Raw genomic sequence first — 13,891 nt, forward strand, 5'->3', positions numbered from 1 at the left:
GGTGCAGCATGAAAAAAGGCTCCCGAGGGAGCCTTTTTCGTTTGTCTTACATGTTGGGGTAGTTCGGCCCGCCGGTGCCTTCCGGCGCCACCCAGGTGATGTTCTGCGCCGGGTCCTTGATGTCGCAGGTCTTGCAGTGCACGCAGTTCTGCGCGTTGATCTGGAAGCGCTTGCTGCCGTCGTCGTTGGCCACCACTTCGTACACGCCCGCCGGGCAGTAGCGCTGGGCCGGCTCGTCGTAGAGCGGCAGGTTCTTCTCGATCGGGATGCTCGCATCGGCCAGCTTGAGGTGGATCGGCTGGTCTTCCTCGTGGTTGGTGTTGGAGAGGAATACCGAGGACAGCTTGTCGAAGCTGAGCTTGCCGTCCGGCTTCGGGTAGTCGATCTTCGGCGCTTCGCTGGCTTTCTTCAGGCAGGCGTAGTCCGGCTTGTCGTCATGCAGGGTGACGGGGATCTTGCCGCCGAAGATGTTCTGGTCGATGAAGTTGAACGCGCCGCCGCCGATGGCGCCGAACTTGTGGATGGCCGCGCCGAAGTTGCGGCTGCGGAACAGTTCGTCGTACAGCCAGCTGGCCTTGAACGCATCGACGTAGCTGGCCAGCTCGTCGCCGCCTTCGCGGCCGGCGGCCAGGGCCTCGGCGATCGCTTCGGCAGCGAGCATGCCGGACTTCATCGCGGTGTGGCTGCCCTTGATCTTGGCGAAGTTCAGGGTGCCGAGGTCGCAACCGATCAGCGCGCCGCCGGGGAAGACCATCTTCGGCAGCGAGTTCAGGCCGCCCTTGCAGATGGCCCGGGCGCCGTAGGCCACGCGCTTGCCGCCTTCCAGGTACTGCTTGACCACCGGGTGGTGCTTGTAGCGCTGGAACTCGTCGAACGGCGACAGGTGCGGGTTGCTGTAGGACAGGTCGATGATCAGGCCGACGAACACCTGGTTGTTCTCCAGGTGGTAGAGGAACGAACCGCCGGTGTTCTCGTCGTTCAGCGGCCAGCCGGCGGTGTGCACCACCAGGCCGGGCTTGTGCTTGGATGGGTCGATGTCCCAGATTTCCTTGATGCCGATACCGTAGTGCTGGGCGTCGGCCTCGCTGTCCAGGTTGTATTTCTTGATCAGTTGCTTGCCGATGTGCCCGCGGCAGCCTTCGGCGAACAGGGTGTACTTGGCCCGCAGCTCCATGCCGGGGGTGTAGTAGCCTTCTTTCGGATTGCCTTCGCGGTCGACGCCGAGATCGCCGGTGACGATCCCGCGGACCACGCCGTTCTCGTCGATCAGCGCTTCCTGGGCGGCGAAGCCCGGGTAGATCTCCACGCCCAGGCCTTCGGCCTGCTGGGCCAGCCAGCGGCAGAGATTGCCCAGGGAGATGATATAGTTGCCCTCGTTGTGCATGGTCTTGGGCACGAAGAAGTTGGGCACCTTGGTGGCGCTCTCGGCGCTCTTCAGGACGTAGATGTCGTCGCCGCTCACCGGAGTGTTGAGCGGTGCGCCGAGTTCCTTCCAGTCGGGGAACAGTTCGTTCAGCGCGCGCGGCTCGAACACCGCGCCGGAGAGGATGTGGGCGCCCACTTCGGAACCCTTCTCGACCACGCAGACGCTGATCTCTTGACCGGCTTCGGCGGCCTTCTGCTTCAGTCGGCATGCGGCGGACAGACCGGCGGGGCCGGCGCCGACGATGACGACGTCGAATTCCATGTATTCGCGTTCCACAATCGATCTCCTACTCAAGGCTCACGGTATCTGTTTATTGGTGGCTGTGATCTTTCCCTGATCAGAGCGGGCGCATTATATATAGCTGCATGGGCAGGTCCAATACAAACGTTTGTTTGAATTCTTTGGAAGCCTGATAGAATCGGCATTCGAGGGGGGAGAACCACCCTTTTGCCGTATTGACCGAAAAGGGTGATCCGGTCAAGATACGGGCGGTTTTGCGGTCGCTGTCTAGCAGAGTGTCGGTTTCCGGCCGGCGAGCATCACCGGCCAGGCCTGTCTGGCGACATCCTTATTCACCGGAGAATAACGAGGAATCCATGAAGGTTCTTGTAGCAGTCAAACGAGTGGTCGACTACAACGTCAAGGTCCGCGTCAAGGCGGACAACTCCGGCGTCGACCTCGCCAACGTCAAGATGTCCATGAACCCCTTCTGCGAAATCGCCGTGGAAGAAGCCGTGCGCCTGAAAGAGAAGGGCGTGGCTAGCGAGATCGTCGCTGTCTCCGTCGGCCCGACCGCCGCCCAGGAGCAACTGCGCACCGCGCTGGCGCTGGGCGCCGACCGTGCGATCCTGGTGGAGAGCAACGACGAGCTGAACTCCCTGGCCGTGGCCAAGCTGCTCAAGGCCGTGGTCGACAAGGAACAGCCGCAACTGGTGATCCTCGGCAAGCAGGCCATCGACAGCGACAACAACCAGACCGGCCAGATGCTCGCCGCGCTGACCGGCTACGCCCAGGGCACTTTCGCCTCCAAGGTCGAGGTCGCTGGCGACAAGGTCAATGTGACCCGCGAGATCGATGGCGGCCTGCAGACCGTCGCGCTGAACCTGCCGGCCATCGTCACCACCGACCTGCGTCTGAACGAGCCGCGCTACGCGTCGCTGCCGAACATCATGAAAGCCAAGAAGAAGCCGCTGGACGTGGTGACCCCGGACGCCCTGGGCGTTTCCACCGCTTCCACCGTGAAGACCCTGAAGGTCGAGGCGCCGGCTGCGCGCTCCGCTGGCATCAAGGTCAAGTCCGTGGCTGAACTGGTAGAGAAACTGAAGAACGAGGCGAAGGTAATCTAATGGCTATCCTGGTTATCGCTGAGCACAACAACGCCGCCCTGGCGGGCGCTACCCTGAACACCGTTGCCGCTGCCAAGGCCATTGGCGGCGACATCCACGTGCTGGTCGCCGGGCAGAACGTTGCCGCCGTGGCCGAAGCCGCCGCCAAGGTCGAGGGTGTCTCCAAGGTGCTGGTCGCCGACAACGCCGCCTACGCCCACCAGCTGCCGGAAAACGTCGCGCCGCTGATCGCCGAGCTGGGCAAGGGCTACAGCCATGTGCTGGCCCCGGCCACCACCAACGGCAAGAACTTTCTGCCGCGCGTCGCCGCGCTGCTGGACGTCGACCAGCTCTCCGAGATCGTCGAAGTGGTCAGCCCCGACACCTTCAAGCGTCCGATCTACGCCGGCAACGCCATCGCTACCGTGCAGTCCTCGGCTGCGGTCAAGGTGATCACCGTGCGTACCACCGGCTTCGACGCCGTCGCCGCCGAAGGCGGTTCGGCTGCCGTCGAGCAGGTTTCCGGCCCGGCCGATGCCGGCAAGTCCGCCTTCGTCGGCGAAGAGCTGGCCAAGTCCGACCGTCCGGAACTGACCGCTGCCAAGATCGTGGTCTCCGGTGGCCGCGGCATGCAGAACGGCGACAACTTCAAGATCCTCTACGCCCTGGCCGACAAGCTGGGCGCCGCCGTCGGCGCCTCCCGCGCCGCGGTCGACGCCGGTTTCGTGCCGAACGACATGCAGGTCGGCCAGACCGGCAAGATAGTCGCCCCGCAGCTGTACATCGCGGTGGGTATCTCCGGTGCCATCCAGCACCTGGCGGGCATGAAGGACTCGAAGGTGATCGTCGCGATCAACAAGGACGAAGAGGCGCCGATCTTCCAGGTCGCCGACTACGGCCTGGTCGCCGACCTGTTCGACGCCGTGCCGGAGCTGGAAAAGGCCGTCTGAGCCTGATTCCAAGCCGAGAAGACCCGCTCTCCGGAGCGGGTTTTTTTATGCCTGGGCTGCGCCGCGTGACCCTTTGGTCACGATTCCTGTCTTCGGCCCGCCCAAGCGGAGGTGTCTCATTTACAATGCGCGACGTCTCTAGCTCCTGAATGTGCTTTTCCGGCATCTAGCAACCGAGGTTTTCATGATCATCAAACCGCGCGTGCGTGGCTTCATCTGCGTCACTACCCATCCGGCAGGCTGCGAGGCCAACGTCAAGCAACAGATCGACTACGTCGAGGCCAAGGGCCCCGTCGTCAACGGACCGAAGAAGGTCCTGGTCATCGGTTCCTCCACCGGCTATGGCCTGGCTGCCCGCATCACCGCCGCGTTCGGTTCCGGCGCCGATACCCTCGGGGTGTTCTTCGAGCGTCCGGGCAGCGAGAGCAAGCCTGGCACCGCCGGCTGGTACAACTCGGCGGCCTTCGAGAAGTTCGCCCACGAGAAAGGTCTGTACGCGCGCAGCATCAACGGCGACGCGTTCTCCGACGAAGTGAAGCGGCTGACCATCGAGACCATCAAGCGCGATCTCGGCAAGGTCGACCTGGTGGTCTACAGCCTGGCTGCGCCGCGCCGTACCCATCCGAAGACCGGCGAAGTGTTCTCCTCGACCCTCAAGCCGATCGGCAAGTCGGTCAGCTTCCGTGGCCTGGACACCGACAAGGAAGTGATCAAGGACGTGGTCCTGGAGGCGGCCAGCGACCAGGAAGTCGCCGATACCGTTGCGGTGATGGGCGGCGAGGACTGGCAGATGTGGATCGACGCGCTGCTCGAGGCCGACGTGCTGGCCGACGGCGCGAAGACCACCGCGTTCACCTACCTGGGCGAGAAGATCACCCACGACATCTACTGGAACGGCTCGATCGGCGCGGCCAAGAAGGATCTCGACCAGAAGGTCCTCGGTATTCGCGACAGGCTCGCCCCGCTGGGCGGCGACGCGCGGGTCTCGGTGCTCAAGGCGGTGGTGACCCAGGCCAGTTCGGCGATCCCGATGATGCCGTTGTACCTGTCGCTGCTGTTCAAGGTAATGAAGGAGCAGGGCACCCACGAAGGCTGCATCGAGCAGGTCGATGGCCTGTACCGCGAGAGCCTGTACGGCGCCGAGCCGCGCCTCGACGAGGAAGGCCGCCTGCGTGCCGACTACAAGGAACTGCAGCCGGAAGTGCAGTCCCGCGTCGAGGAACTGTGGGACAAGGTGACCAACGAGAACCTCTACGAGCTGACCGACTTCGCCGGCTACAAGAGCGAATTCCTCAACCTGTTCGGTTTCGAGGTCGCTGGCGTCGACTATGAGCAGGACGTCGACCCGGACGTGCAGATCGCCAACCTGATCCAGGCCTGAAGCCTGTATCCGAGCCGTCCCCGCGACGGCTCCCGCTCCCCCGGACCGGCGCCCCAGGCGCCGGTTCGCGTTTTCAGCGACCGGCCACCTGGGCGTTCCGTACGCCGTCGAGGAAGGCCAGGTAGTGCTGCGCGGTTTCCTCCGGGCGCTCGACCATCGGCACGTGTCCGCAGTTTTCCATGATCACCACGCTGGGCCGCTTCAGCAGCGGATGCATCACCTCGATGCTGGAGACATCCAGCACGCGGTCGCGGTCGCCCCACAGCAGCAGGGTCGGCGCCTCGATCTTCGGCAGTTCCGGCTCCAGCGGGATGTAGCGCTGGCGCAGTTGTTCGAATATCTGCGCGTTGAACGCCGAGGCAGCTACCGCGCGCTCGCCGAGGTAGCGCTTGAGCGGCGCCGGCAGCGGCGGTTGCTGGACGAACACGAAGTCGAGCAGCTTCTGGAAGTCTTCCGGCTGGCGTACCACCAGGGGATTCTCGCCGCGCTCCAGGCCCTCGAACAGTTCGCTCTTGCGTGCCGGCATCACCCCGGCGTTGTCGATCAGCGCCAGCGATAGCACCTGTTCCGGATGGCGCGCCGCGTAGAGCGCGGCGATGTGCCCGCCCATGGAGTTGCCGGCCAGGTGCAGGCGGCGCACGCCGATGGCGGCGGCGAAGTTGGCGACTCGCTCGGCCTGGGTGCCGACGTCGTAGCTGGCCTGTTGCGGCTTGCTGCTGTCGCCGAAGCCGGGGAGGTCGAGGGCGACCACATGGTAGCGCTCGGTCAGTGGCCGGGCGAAGCGCAGCCAGTTGTCCTTGTCGGCGCCGAAGCCGTGGATCAGCAACAGGGTCGGGTTCTTCTCCGAGCCGCCTTCCAGGTAGGCGATCTCAAGGTTGTCGACCTGCACGCTGTGTTCGCTGAGACCGGCGAGACCGCGCTCGACGGTGCGTACGCTGGCGAGGAGGGTAGCGGGGACGAAGTAGAGGACGCCGGCGGCGACCGCCAGCAGCAGGAGCAGACCGAGGAGGAATCGTTTCATGGGTGTCCGAGGGCTTCAGGAAAAAAGGGGCCAGCGCTGAACGCTAGCCGGGCCGGCCCGCTGTCGCAAGCCTTGCGGCGAGTCCAGGCGCGCTGCCGGCGGTCGGCGCCGAACCCGAGGCCGGCGGTTCATTCGCCGGCTCGATAGAGGTGTCTATGCCCGGCGCGGTACAGCGAGGAGTCGGCGAAGCCTTCGGCGGCCAGCACCTCGCCGACCAGGATCAGCGCGGTGCGGCGGAAATGCCTGGCGGCGACCTTGGGCAGGATGTCGGCGAGGGTGCCGCGAACCTGTTCCTGGTCCGGCCAACTGGCCCGGTGGATCACCGCGATCGGGCAGTCGGCGCCGTAGTGCGGCAGCAGTTCCTCGACGATCTTCGCCAGGTGGGCGACGCCCAGGTGGATCGCCAGGGTCGCCCGGTGCCGCGCCAGGTCGCCCAGGCTCTCGCCTTCCGGCATCTTCGTGCGCGCGGCGTAGCGGGTCAGGATCAGCGTCTGGGACACCTCGGGCAGGGTCAGCTCGCAGCCGAGCAGGGCGGCGCAGGCGGCGGTGGCGGTGACCCCGGGGACGATCTCATAGGGGACGCCGAGTTCGCGCAGGTGGCGGATCTGCTCGCCGATGGCGCCGTACAGGGACGGATCGCCGGAATGCACGCGGGCGACGTCGAGGCCGCGGCGATGGGCTTGCGCGAGTAGCTCGACGATCTGTTCGAGGTTCAGCTCGGCGGTGTTCACCACCTGGCCGGCCTGGTGTCCCTCGAGCAGCGCTTGCGGAACCAGCGAGCCGGCGTAGAGGATCACCGGGCACTGGCGGATCAGGCGCTGCCCCTTGACGGTGATCAGGTCGGGGTCGCCGGGACCGGCGCCGATGAAATAGACGGTCATGGGAGTTCTCGTTCGGTGAAAGGGTGTGCCAGGGCGATGCTCGCCCGGTCGTCGCTGCGTTTCGCCCCGAGCAGATCGGCGCGACCGCCGCCCAGGCGTTCGGCCAGGGCCAGGGCGGCGGCCTCGGCGACGCTGGAGCAGCCGGTTTCGCGCAGCGCGACGGCGGAGGGACTGAGCAGGCGCGGCTCGTAGTCGAGCAGGGCGGCGGGCGCCAGGAAATCCACGGGGCGTCCGAGCATCGTGGCCAGCTGCCGCAGGCCGGGTTCGTCGCGCTTGCCGTCGATGCTGGCGAGGGCGTCCAGCTCGGCCAGGGTGTGCCCGTGTTCGGCCAGGGTTCGCTCCAGCAGCGCGCGCAGATGCCTGGCGCTACAGCCTCGGCGGCAGCCGATGCCGGCGATCAGCAGGCTGGGGGTGGGCAGGGGCATGCGCGGACCGGAGGAAGTGGAAGGGGAGACACTATGGACCCGCGACCGGCAAGGGTCGCGGGTGGAAGGAGGTCAGGCGTCGACACCGGCGCGGTTGCGCCGGAACAGCCAGGCAGCGGCCAGGCCGAGGGCGGCCCAGAACAGCGCATTGCTGACCAGCGAGGCGATCACGAAACGTTGGGCCAGGGCTGCCGGCGCCAGGCTGGCGTGGACCTCGGGCTGCGGCGCGCCGAACAGGTGCGGCAGCGCCAGCAGCGCGGCGCCGACAAGCTTTAGCGGCCAGTTGCCGCCGAACGCCAGCAGGGCCAGGCCCACCGCGGTGGCGGCTGCGGTGGCGATCCACCAGTACTGGCGTTGCACCAGGTCGGCCGCGGCGGTTCCCGGCAGCTCCGGCGGCAGGCCCAGCGACGGCGCAAGGCAGAACACCGCGTAGCCGGCCAGGCCCCAGAGCAGGCCCTGCCAGGTCCGGCCCGGCGCGCGCAGGGTGAACAGGCCGGCGAGCATCAGGGCGAAGCCGACCGCCACCACCAGGTTGCCGCCGGTGGTGGAGAGGGTACGCTGCCAGCCGTTCTCCGGCTCCCAGGCCTCCTCGTCGTGAACATGGGCGGCGACGCCGGGAGCATGTTCGTGGGGCTGGGCCGCGACCGGCTCGCTGTTCTCGTAGGTCTCCGCCTCGAGGATCAGCGGGGTGACCCAGAGAATCTGCAACAGTGACAGCAGCAGGGCGGCGAGCAGGCCGGCGAAGCCGGCGGTCTGGGCGATGCGTTTGATCATCGGAAGTTCTCGCGCGCTCAGTGGCAGGGGAAGCCGGAGCTGTGCCGGGTGTCGTGGGCGGCGTTGTGCACCGCGTCGATGTGCGAGAAGCCGGCGAAGTACACCAGCAACGCGCCGAGCAGGCCGGCGCCGATGGCCAGGCTCAGTCGCTTCGACAGGGAGATGGTGGCGCTGGCGTGCGCCAGGGTGCTGCTCGACATGGTGCGTTCCCTCTGGATTGGCTGGACTTGCAGAGGCGTACGCACGAGGAACGGGACCGGATGGCCCGCTTCACGCTTGCGCCCGCCCACCGCGGGTGAATCAAACGAAAGGTTCCAGGCCGGTCTCCGGGCTCGCGCGATGCGCTTACCGTTGCGGGGGCAGCGCCGGACTGGCTCGAAGAGCGTCACCGGCTTCCCGTTTCACCTCGTGCGCGCCGGCACGAGACACCTGGGACAACCCGCCTAGGACAGCATGAAGGCAGACCGGGCGTCAACCGGCCCGATTGACCCTGGCCGGCGCACTGCGTAGCCTTGCCGGTTCGAGGTTCCTCGCCGGCGACGGCGGGGCTAAGAGGGAACGCGGTCGATGCCGCGGCTGCCCCCGCAACTGTGAACGGCGATCGTTCCCCAATGCCACTGCGTGACGCGGGAAGGCGGGGAACCGGCGGCGACGCCAGACCGTGAGCCAGGAGACCTGCCTCGTCGATCCCGCGGTGCGATGCGCGGGGGACAAGACTTCCATACAACCGGGCGGGGTGATCCGGTGGCGAATCCGTTGCGCGGCCAGCGTCCGCGCCACTCGTCCGCATGCCCGCCGAGCTGAACAAGGGCTGCCCATGAAAACCCTGGCGAAACTCCCCGTCACGATCGTCACCGGCTTCCTCGGTGCCGGCAAGACCACCTTGCTCCGGCACATGCTGGACCACGCCGAAGGCCGGCGCATCGCGGTGATCGTCAACGAGTTCGGCGAACTCGGCATCGACGGCGAGATCCTCAAGCAATGCTCCATCGGTTGTAGCGAGGAGGAGGCGCAGGGCCGGGTCTTCGAACTGGCCAACGGCTGCCTGTGCTGCACCGTGCAGGAAGAGTTCTTCCCGGTGATGCGCGAGCTGGTGGCGCGCCGCGGCGACCTTGACCAGATCCTCATCGAGACCAGCGGCCTGGCCCTGCCCAAGCCGCTGGTGCAGGCCTTCCAGTGGCCGGAAATCCGCAACGCCTGCACGGTCGACGCGGTGATCACCGTGGTCGACAGCCCGGCGGTGGCGGCCGGCACCTTCGCCGCCCATCCCGAGCAGGTCGACCAGCAACGCCGCCAGGACCCCAACCTCGACCATGAATCGCCGCTGCACGAACTGTTCGAGGACCAGTTGGCCAGCGCCGACCTGGTGATCCTGAACAAGGCCGACCAGCTCGACGCCGAGGCCCTGGCGCGGGTCCGCGCGGAGATCGCCGGGGAGCTGCCGGCAGCGGTGAAGATCGTCGAGGCGAGCCGGGGCGAGCTGCCGCTCTCGGTCCTGCTGGGACTCAACGCCGAGGCCGAGCTGCACATCGACCGCCGGCCCACCCATCACGACCACGAAGGCCACGAGGACCACGACCACGACGAGTTCGACTCCTTCCACGTCGATCTCCCCGAGGTGGAGGAAGCCGCGCTGCTCGAGGCCCTCGGCGAGCTGGTGGAGCGTCACGACATACTTCGCATCAAGGGGTTCGCCGCCATTCCGGGCAAGCCCATGCGCCTGCTGGTGCAGGGTGTCGGCAAGCGTTTCGACAGGCACTTCGATCGCCAGTGGCTGGCCGGCGAGAACCGCCGTAGCCGCCTGGTGGTGATCGGCCAGGAACTGGACCAGGCGGCCATCGCCAACGAGCTGCGCACCGCGCTGGCCTGACCCGTGATCTCCGGGCCGGGGCCGGCCAGCTAGCGCCTGCCTCCAGGCCTCCCGCCTCCTATCGGTGGAACGCCCATGCACCTGTTGCGCACCCAACCCGGCGGCTTCGTCCCCGACGACGGCATCGCCCACCTGGCCCAGACTCCCGCTGAGCTGGTGATCCTCTGCAGCGGCGATTCGCACCTCGCATTGCTGGCCGAGGCTGCCCGGGAGTTGCCGGACGACTACCCGAGCCTGCGCCTGGCCAATCCGATGCAATTGCAGAACCACGCCTCGGTCGACCTCTATGTCGACGAGGTGCTGCGGCATGCGCGGGTGATCCTGCTTTCGCTGCACGGCGGCATCGGCTACTGGCGCTATGGCGTCGAACAACTGGTGGCGTTGGCCGGGCGCGGCTGCGTGCTGATCCCGGTGCCCGGCGACGACCGCCCCGACCCAGAGCTGAGCGCCCTCGGCAACCTGCCGGCGGAGCAGGCCGAGCGCTTCTGGCAATACCTGCGCCAGGGCGGCCTGGAGAACGCCGGGCAGTTCTACCGTTGCCTGGCCAATCAGTGCCTGGGTCGCGACTACGCCTGGCGCGAGCCGCAGGCACTGCCACGGGTGGCGCTGTTCCATCCACGGCATGCCGAGGCGACCCTGGAACACTGGCGTGCCGACTGGCAGGCCGGGCGTCCGGTGGCCGCGTTGCTGTTCTATCGCACCCACCTGCAGGCGGCGAACACCGCCTTCATCGCACGCTTCTGCGAACGCCTTGCGGCACAGGGGCTGAACCCGCTGCCGATCGCGGTGGCCAGCCTGAAGGAAGGTGCCTGCCTGGCCCAGGTGGAAGACTGGCTGGCGCGCAGCGATGCCGCGCTGATCGTCAATACCACCGGCTTCGCCCAGTCCAATCCGGAAGCGCCCGAACTGCGTCCGTTCCGCCGCGACGTGCCGGTGTTGCAGGCGATCTGCTCGCTGGACAACCGCCCGCTCTGGCAGGACAACCCACAGGGCCTGGGCCCGCGCGACCTGGCCATGCACGTGGCGCTGCCGGAGCTGGACGGGCGCATCGTCACCCGGCCGATCAGCTTCAAGGGCCTGGCCTGGCGCAGCGAGCGCAGCGAGAGCGACGTGGTCTGCTACCTCGCCGACGATGAGCGCATGGACTTCGTCGCCGAGCTGGCGCGCCGCTGGGCCGAACTGGCGCGCAAGCCCTGCGCGGAAAAGCGGGTGGCGCTGGTGTTGGCCAACTACCCGACCCGCGACGGGCGGATCGGCAACGGCGTCGGCCTGGACACCCCGGCGGCGGCGCTGAACATCCTCCGTGCCTTGCGCCAGCAGGGCTATCCGGTCGACGGCCTGCCCGCCAGCGGCACCGAGCTGATCCGCCAGTTGCTCGGTGGCGTCAGTAACGACCTCGACGACAACGACCTGCGACCCTGCGCCCAGAGCCTGGCGCTGGACGACTACCTGGCCTGCTTCGCGCGCCTGCCGGAGCGCAATCGCCAGGCGGTGCTGGCACGCTGGGGCGAGCCGCGGCAGGACCCGATGTTCCGCGGCGGGCGGATGATGATCGCCGGCCTGCGCTATGGCCTGACCTTCGTCGGCATCCAGCCGGCACGGGGTTACCAGCTCGATCCGGCGGCGGTCTACCACGATCCCGACCTGGTGCCGCCGCACGGCTACCTGGCGTTCTATTTCTGGCTGCGCCATGCCTACCGCGCCGACGCCCTGCTGCACGTCGGCAAGCATGGCAACCTGGAATGGCTGCCGGGCAAGGGCGTCGGCCTGTCCGCCGAATGCTGGCCGGACGCGCTGCTCGGCCCGCTGCCGAACATCTATCCGTTCATCGTCAACGATCCGGGAGAGGGCGCCCAGGCCAAGCGTCGTACCCAGGCGGTGATCATCGACCACCTGATGCCGCCGCTGACCCGCGCCGAGAGCTACGGTCCGCTGCGCGACCTGGAGCGCCTGGCCGACGAGTTCTACGATGCCTCGCTGCTCGATCCCCGGCGCGCCGGGCAGTTGCGCGAGGAAATCCTCGATCTGCTGCGCGGCAACCGTCTCGACCGCGAGATCGGCCTGCAGCTCAGCGACGATCCGGACAGCTGGCTGCCGCAGCTGGACGCCTATCTCTGCGACCTGAAGGAATCGCAGATCCGTGACGGCCTGCATGTGTTCGGCGAATCGCCGAGCGGGCGCTTGCGCCTGGACACCCTGCTGGCGCTGCTGCGGGTCCCGCGCGGCGACGGCAAGGGCGCCAACGCCGGCCTGCTGAAGAGCCTGGCCGACGACCTCGGGCTGGGCTTCGACCCGCTGGCCTGCGCCATGGGCGAGCCCTGGCAGGGTCCGCGCCCGGAATGCCTGGCGCGCGTGAACGAGGAGCCCTGGCGCAGCCTCGGCGATACCCGCGAGCGCCTGGAGCTGCTGGCGCTGCACTGGATCGAACGCTGCCTGGAGGGCCAGCCGCCGCCCGCTGCGTGGCGCGCCAGCGGCGAGGTGTTGCGCGGCTTGTGCGAACGGGTGGCGCCGACCCTGGACGCCTGTGGCGCGGCCGAGATCGACGGGCTGCTGGCAGCCCTCGAAGGGCGCTTCGTTCCGGCCGGTCCGAGCGGCGCGCCGAGCCGCGGGCGGCTCGACGTGCTGCCCACCGGTCGCAACTTCTTCTCGGTGGACGTGCGCAACCTGCCGACCCCGACCGCCTGGCGCATCGGTTTCCAGTCGGCCAACCTGCTGCTCGAACGGCACCTGCAGGAGCATGGCGATCACCTGCGCCAGCTCGGCCTCTCGGTATGGGGCACGGCGACCATGCGCACCGGTGGCGACGACATCGCCCAGGCCCTGGCGCTGCTTGGCGTGCGCCCGGTATGGCAGGCCGGCAGCCAGCGCGTCGCCGATTTCGAGATCCTGCCGGTCTCGCTGCTGGATCGGCCGCGGGTCGACGTGACATTGCGGGTCTCCGGGTTCTTCCGCGACGCCTTCGCCAACCTGATCCGCCTGTTCGACGCGGCGGTGCAGGCGGTGGCCGGGCTGGACGAGCCCGAAGAGCTGAACCCGCTGGCCGCCCGCGTGCGGCTGGAGCGGCGGCGCCTCGAAGAGCAGGGGGTTGCGCCGGCGGAAGCGCGCCGGCAGGCCGGCTGGCGGATCTTCGGCGCCAAGCCGGGCGCCTATGGAGCAGGCGTGCAGGGGGCTATCGAGGAGCGGTTGTGGCAGACCCGCGCCGACCTCGCCGAGGTCTACCTGAACTGGGGCGGCTATGCCTACGGTGCCGGCGACGACGGCACGCCGGCGCGGGAACGCTTCGCCCAGCGCCTGGAGCGCCTGCAGGCGGTGCTGCACAACCAGGACAACCGCGAGCACGACCTGCTCGATTCCAACGACTACTACCAGTTCCAGGGCGGCATGCTGGCGGCGGTGGAAACCCTGCGCGGCGCGCCGGTGGCCAGTTACCACGGTGACCACAGCCAACCGGACAACCCGCGCATCCGCACGCTCAAGGAAGAGCTCAACCGGGTGGTGCGGGCGCGCGCGGTGAATCCGAAATGGATCGCCGGGATGAAGCGCCACGGCTACAAGGGCGCCTTCGAACTGGCGGCGACGGTGGACTACCTGTGCGCCTTCGATGCCACCAGCGAGCTGATCGACGACCACCAGTACGCGCTGCTGGCCGACGCCTACCTGCTCGACGCCGAGACCCGCGAGTTCGTCCGCCAGCACAACCCGCGGGCCTTGCGCGACATGGCCGAGCGCCTGGTGGAGGCGCAGCGGCGCGGGCTCTGGCAGGAGCCGGGGGCCTATCGCGAGGCTCTGGAGAACCTGCTGCTGGACGTCGAAGAGGAATAGCGGAGCGGCGTGGCCG

11 protein-coding genes and 2 riboswitches are annotated in these 13,891 nt (G+C 67.9%); of the genes, 5 read left to right on the forward strand and 6 right to left on the reverse strand.

What is annotated here, in order from left to right; translation table 11 throughout:
* Positions 1 to 46: 46 nt before the first annotated feature.
* A complete protein-coding gene (locus B7D75_RS10415; RefSeq protein ID WP_003155812.1) occupies positions 47 to 1,702 on the reverse strand; it encodes an electron transfer flavoprotein-ubiquinone oxidoreductase in 1,656 nt (551 codons plus the stop codon).
* Positions 1,703 to 2,022: 320 nt separating this feature from the next.
* On the opposite strand from B7D75_RS10415, the gene B7D75_RS10420 reads away from it, so the two are divergent.
* The 3 genes from B7D75_RS10420 (at position 2,023) to fabV (ending at position 5,082) form a co-directional block, all read left to right on the forward strand.
* Complete coding sequence (locus tag B7D75_RS10420) at positions 2,023 to 2,772, forward strand: electron transfer flavoprotein subunit beta/FixA family protein (protein ID WP_003155813.1); 750 nt, start codon at positions 2,023 to 2,025, stop codon at positions 2,770 to 2,772.
* Positions 2,772 to 3,701 carry an electron transfer flavoprotein subunit alpha/FixB family protein gene (locus B7D75_RS10425; RefSeq protein ID WP_003155815.1) on the forward strand — a complete coding sequence of 310 codons (930 nt, stop codon included), beginning with the start codon at positions 2,772 to 2,774 and terminating at the stop codon, positions 3,699 to 3,701. Before B7D75_RS10420 ends, B7D75_RS10425 begins: the two co-directional genes overlap by 1 nt.
* 184 nt (positions 3,702 to 3,885) lie before the next feature.
* Positions 3,886 to 5,082 (forward strand): enoyl-ACP reductase FabV, encoded by a 1,197-nt coding sequence (gene fabV / locus B7D75_RS10430; protein ID WP_003155818.1) that lies wholly within the window; start codon positions 3,886 to 3,888, stop codon positions 5,080 to 5,082.
* A gap of 73 nt (positions 5,083 to 5,155) precedes the next feature.
* Here the strand turns inward: fabV and B7D75_RS10435 are convergent, their stop codons facing one another.
* The 5 genes from B7D75_RS10435 to B7D75_RS10455 form a co-directional block, all read right to left on the reverse strand.
* The gene (locus B7D75_RS10435) at positions 5,156 to 6,103 is read right to left on the reverse strand and encodes an alpha/beta fold hydrolase (protein WP_107113976.1); all 948 of its coding nucleotides are present in this window, start codon (positions 6,101 to 6,103) and stop codon (positions 5,156 to 5,158) included.
* Between the two features lie 128 nt (positions 6,104 to 6,231).
* Positions 6,232 to 6,984, reverse strand: coding sequence for a precorrin-4 C(11)-methyltransferase (gene cobM / locus B7D75_RS10440; protein WP_012075184.1), 753 nt, complete (start codon positions 6,982 to 6,984; stop codon positions 6,232 to 6,234).
* Positions 6,981 to 7,409: a cobalamin biosynthesis protein gene (locus tag B7D75_RS10445; RefSeq protein WP_107113977.1), complete on the reverse strand. Its 429-nt coding sequence runs from the start codon at positions 7,407 to 7,409 to the stop codon at positions 6,981 to 6,983. Before B7D75_RS10445 ends, cobM begins: the two co-directional genes overlap by 4 nt.
* A gap of 72 nt (positions 7,410 to 7,481) precedes the next feature.
* A complete protein-coding gene (locus B7D75_RS10450; protein ID WP_034078500.1) occupies positions 7,482 to 8,183 on the reverse strand; it encodes a CbtA family protein in 702 nt (233 codons plus the stop codon).
* 17 nt (positions 8,184 to 8,200) lie between these two features.
* On the reverse strand, positions 8,201 to 8,383 hold the full coding sequence (locus B7D75_RS10455) for a CbtB domain-containing protein (protein ID WP_012075187.1): 183 nt from the start codon (positions 8,381 to 8,383) through the stop codon (positions 8,201 to 8,203).
* A gap of 100 nt (positions 8,384 to 8,483) precedes the next feature.
* Positions 8,484 to 8,631, reverse strand: a riboswitch (cobalamin riboswitch).
* Between the two features lie 58 nt (positions 8,632 to 8,689).
* Positions 8,690 to 8,880, forward strand: a riboswitch (cobalamin riboswitch).
* Positions 8,881 to 9,000: 120 nt separating this feature from the next.
* Here B7D75_RS10455 and cobW point away from each other — a divergent pair.
* Together cobW and cobN are read left to right on the forward strand one after the other, a co-directional pair.
* On the forward strand, positions 9,001 to 10,053 hold the full coding sequence (gene cobW / locus B7D75_RS10460) for a cobalamin biosynthesis protein CobW (protein WP_003155152.1): 1,053 nt from the start codon (positions 9,001 to 9,003) through the stop codon (positions 10,051 to 10,053).
* 75 nt (positions 10,054 to 10,128) lie between these two features.
* Complete coding sequence (gene cobN, locus B7D75_RS10465; protein WP_107113978.1) at positions 10,129 to 13,875, forward strand: cobaltochelatase subunit CobN; 3,747 nt, start codon at positions 10,129 to 10,131, stop codon at positions 13,873 to 13,875.
* Positions 13,876 to 13,891: the final 16 nt, after the last annotated feature.

Origin of the sequence: Pseudomonas paraeruginosa (assembly GCF_003025345.2) — a bacterium.
GTDB lineage: Bacteria > Pseudomonadota > Gammaproteobacteria > Pseudomonadales > Pseudomonadaceae > Pseudomonas > Pseudomonas paraeruginosa.

Bases quoted from the DNA above. Each gene is read 5' to 3' on its own strand.
- B7D75_RS10420 (WP_003155813.1), top strand. From the start codon at position 2,023: ATGAAGGTTCTTGTAGCAGTCAAACGAGTGGTCGACTACAACGTCAAG.
- B7D75_RS10425 (WP_003155815.1), top strand. From the start codon at position 2,772: ATGGCTATCCTGGTTATCGCTGAGCACAACAACGCCGCCCTGGCGGGC.
- fabV (WP_003155818.1), top strand. From the start codon at position 3,886: ATGATCATCAAACCGCGCGTGCGTGGCTTCATCTGCGTCACTACCCAT.
- B7D75_RS10435 (WP_107113976.1), bottom strand. From the start codon at position 6,103: ATGAAACGATTCCTCCTCGGTCTGCTCCTGCTGCTGGCGGTCGCCGCC.
- cobM (WP_012075184.1), bottom strand. From the start codon at position 6,984: ATGACCGTCTATTTCATCGGCGCCGGTCCCGGCGACCCCGACCTGATC.
- B7D75_RS10445 (WP_107113977.1), bottom strand. From the start codon at position 7,409: ATGCCCCTGCCCACCCCCAGCCTGCTGATCGCCGGCATCGGCTGCCGC.
- B7D75_RS10450 (WP_034078500.1), bottom strand. From the start codon at position 8,183: ATGATCAAACGCATCGCCCAGACCGCCGGCTTCGCCGGCCTGCTCGCC.
- B7D75_RS10455 (WP_012075187.1), bottom strand. From the start codon at position 8,383: ATGTCGAGCAGCACCCTGGCGCACGCCAGCGCCACCATCTCCCTGTCG.
- cobW (WP_003155152.1), top strand. From the start codon at position 9,001: ATGAAAACCCTGGCGAAACTCCCCGTCACGATCGTCACCGGCTTCCTC.
- cobN (WP_107113978.1), top strand. From the start codon at position 10,129: ATGCACCTGTTGCGCACCCAACCCGGCGGCTTCGTCCCCGACGACGGC.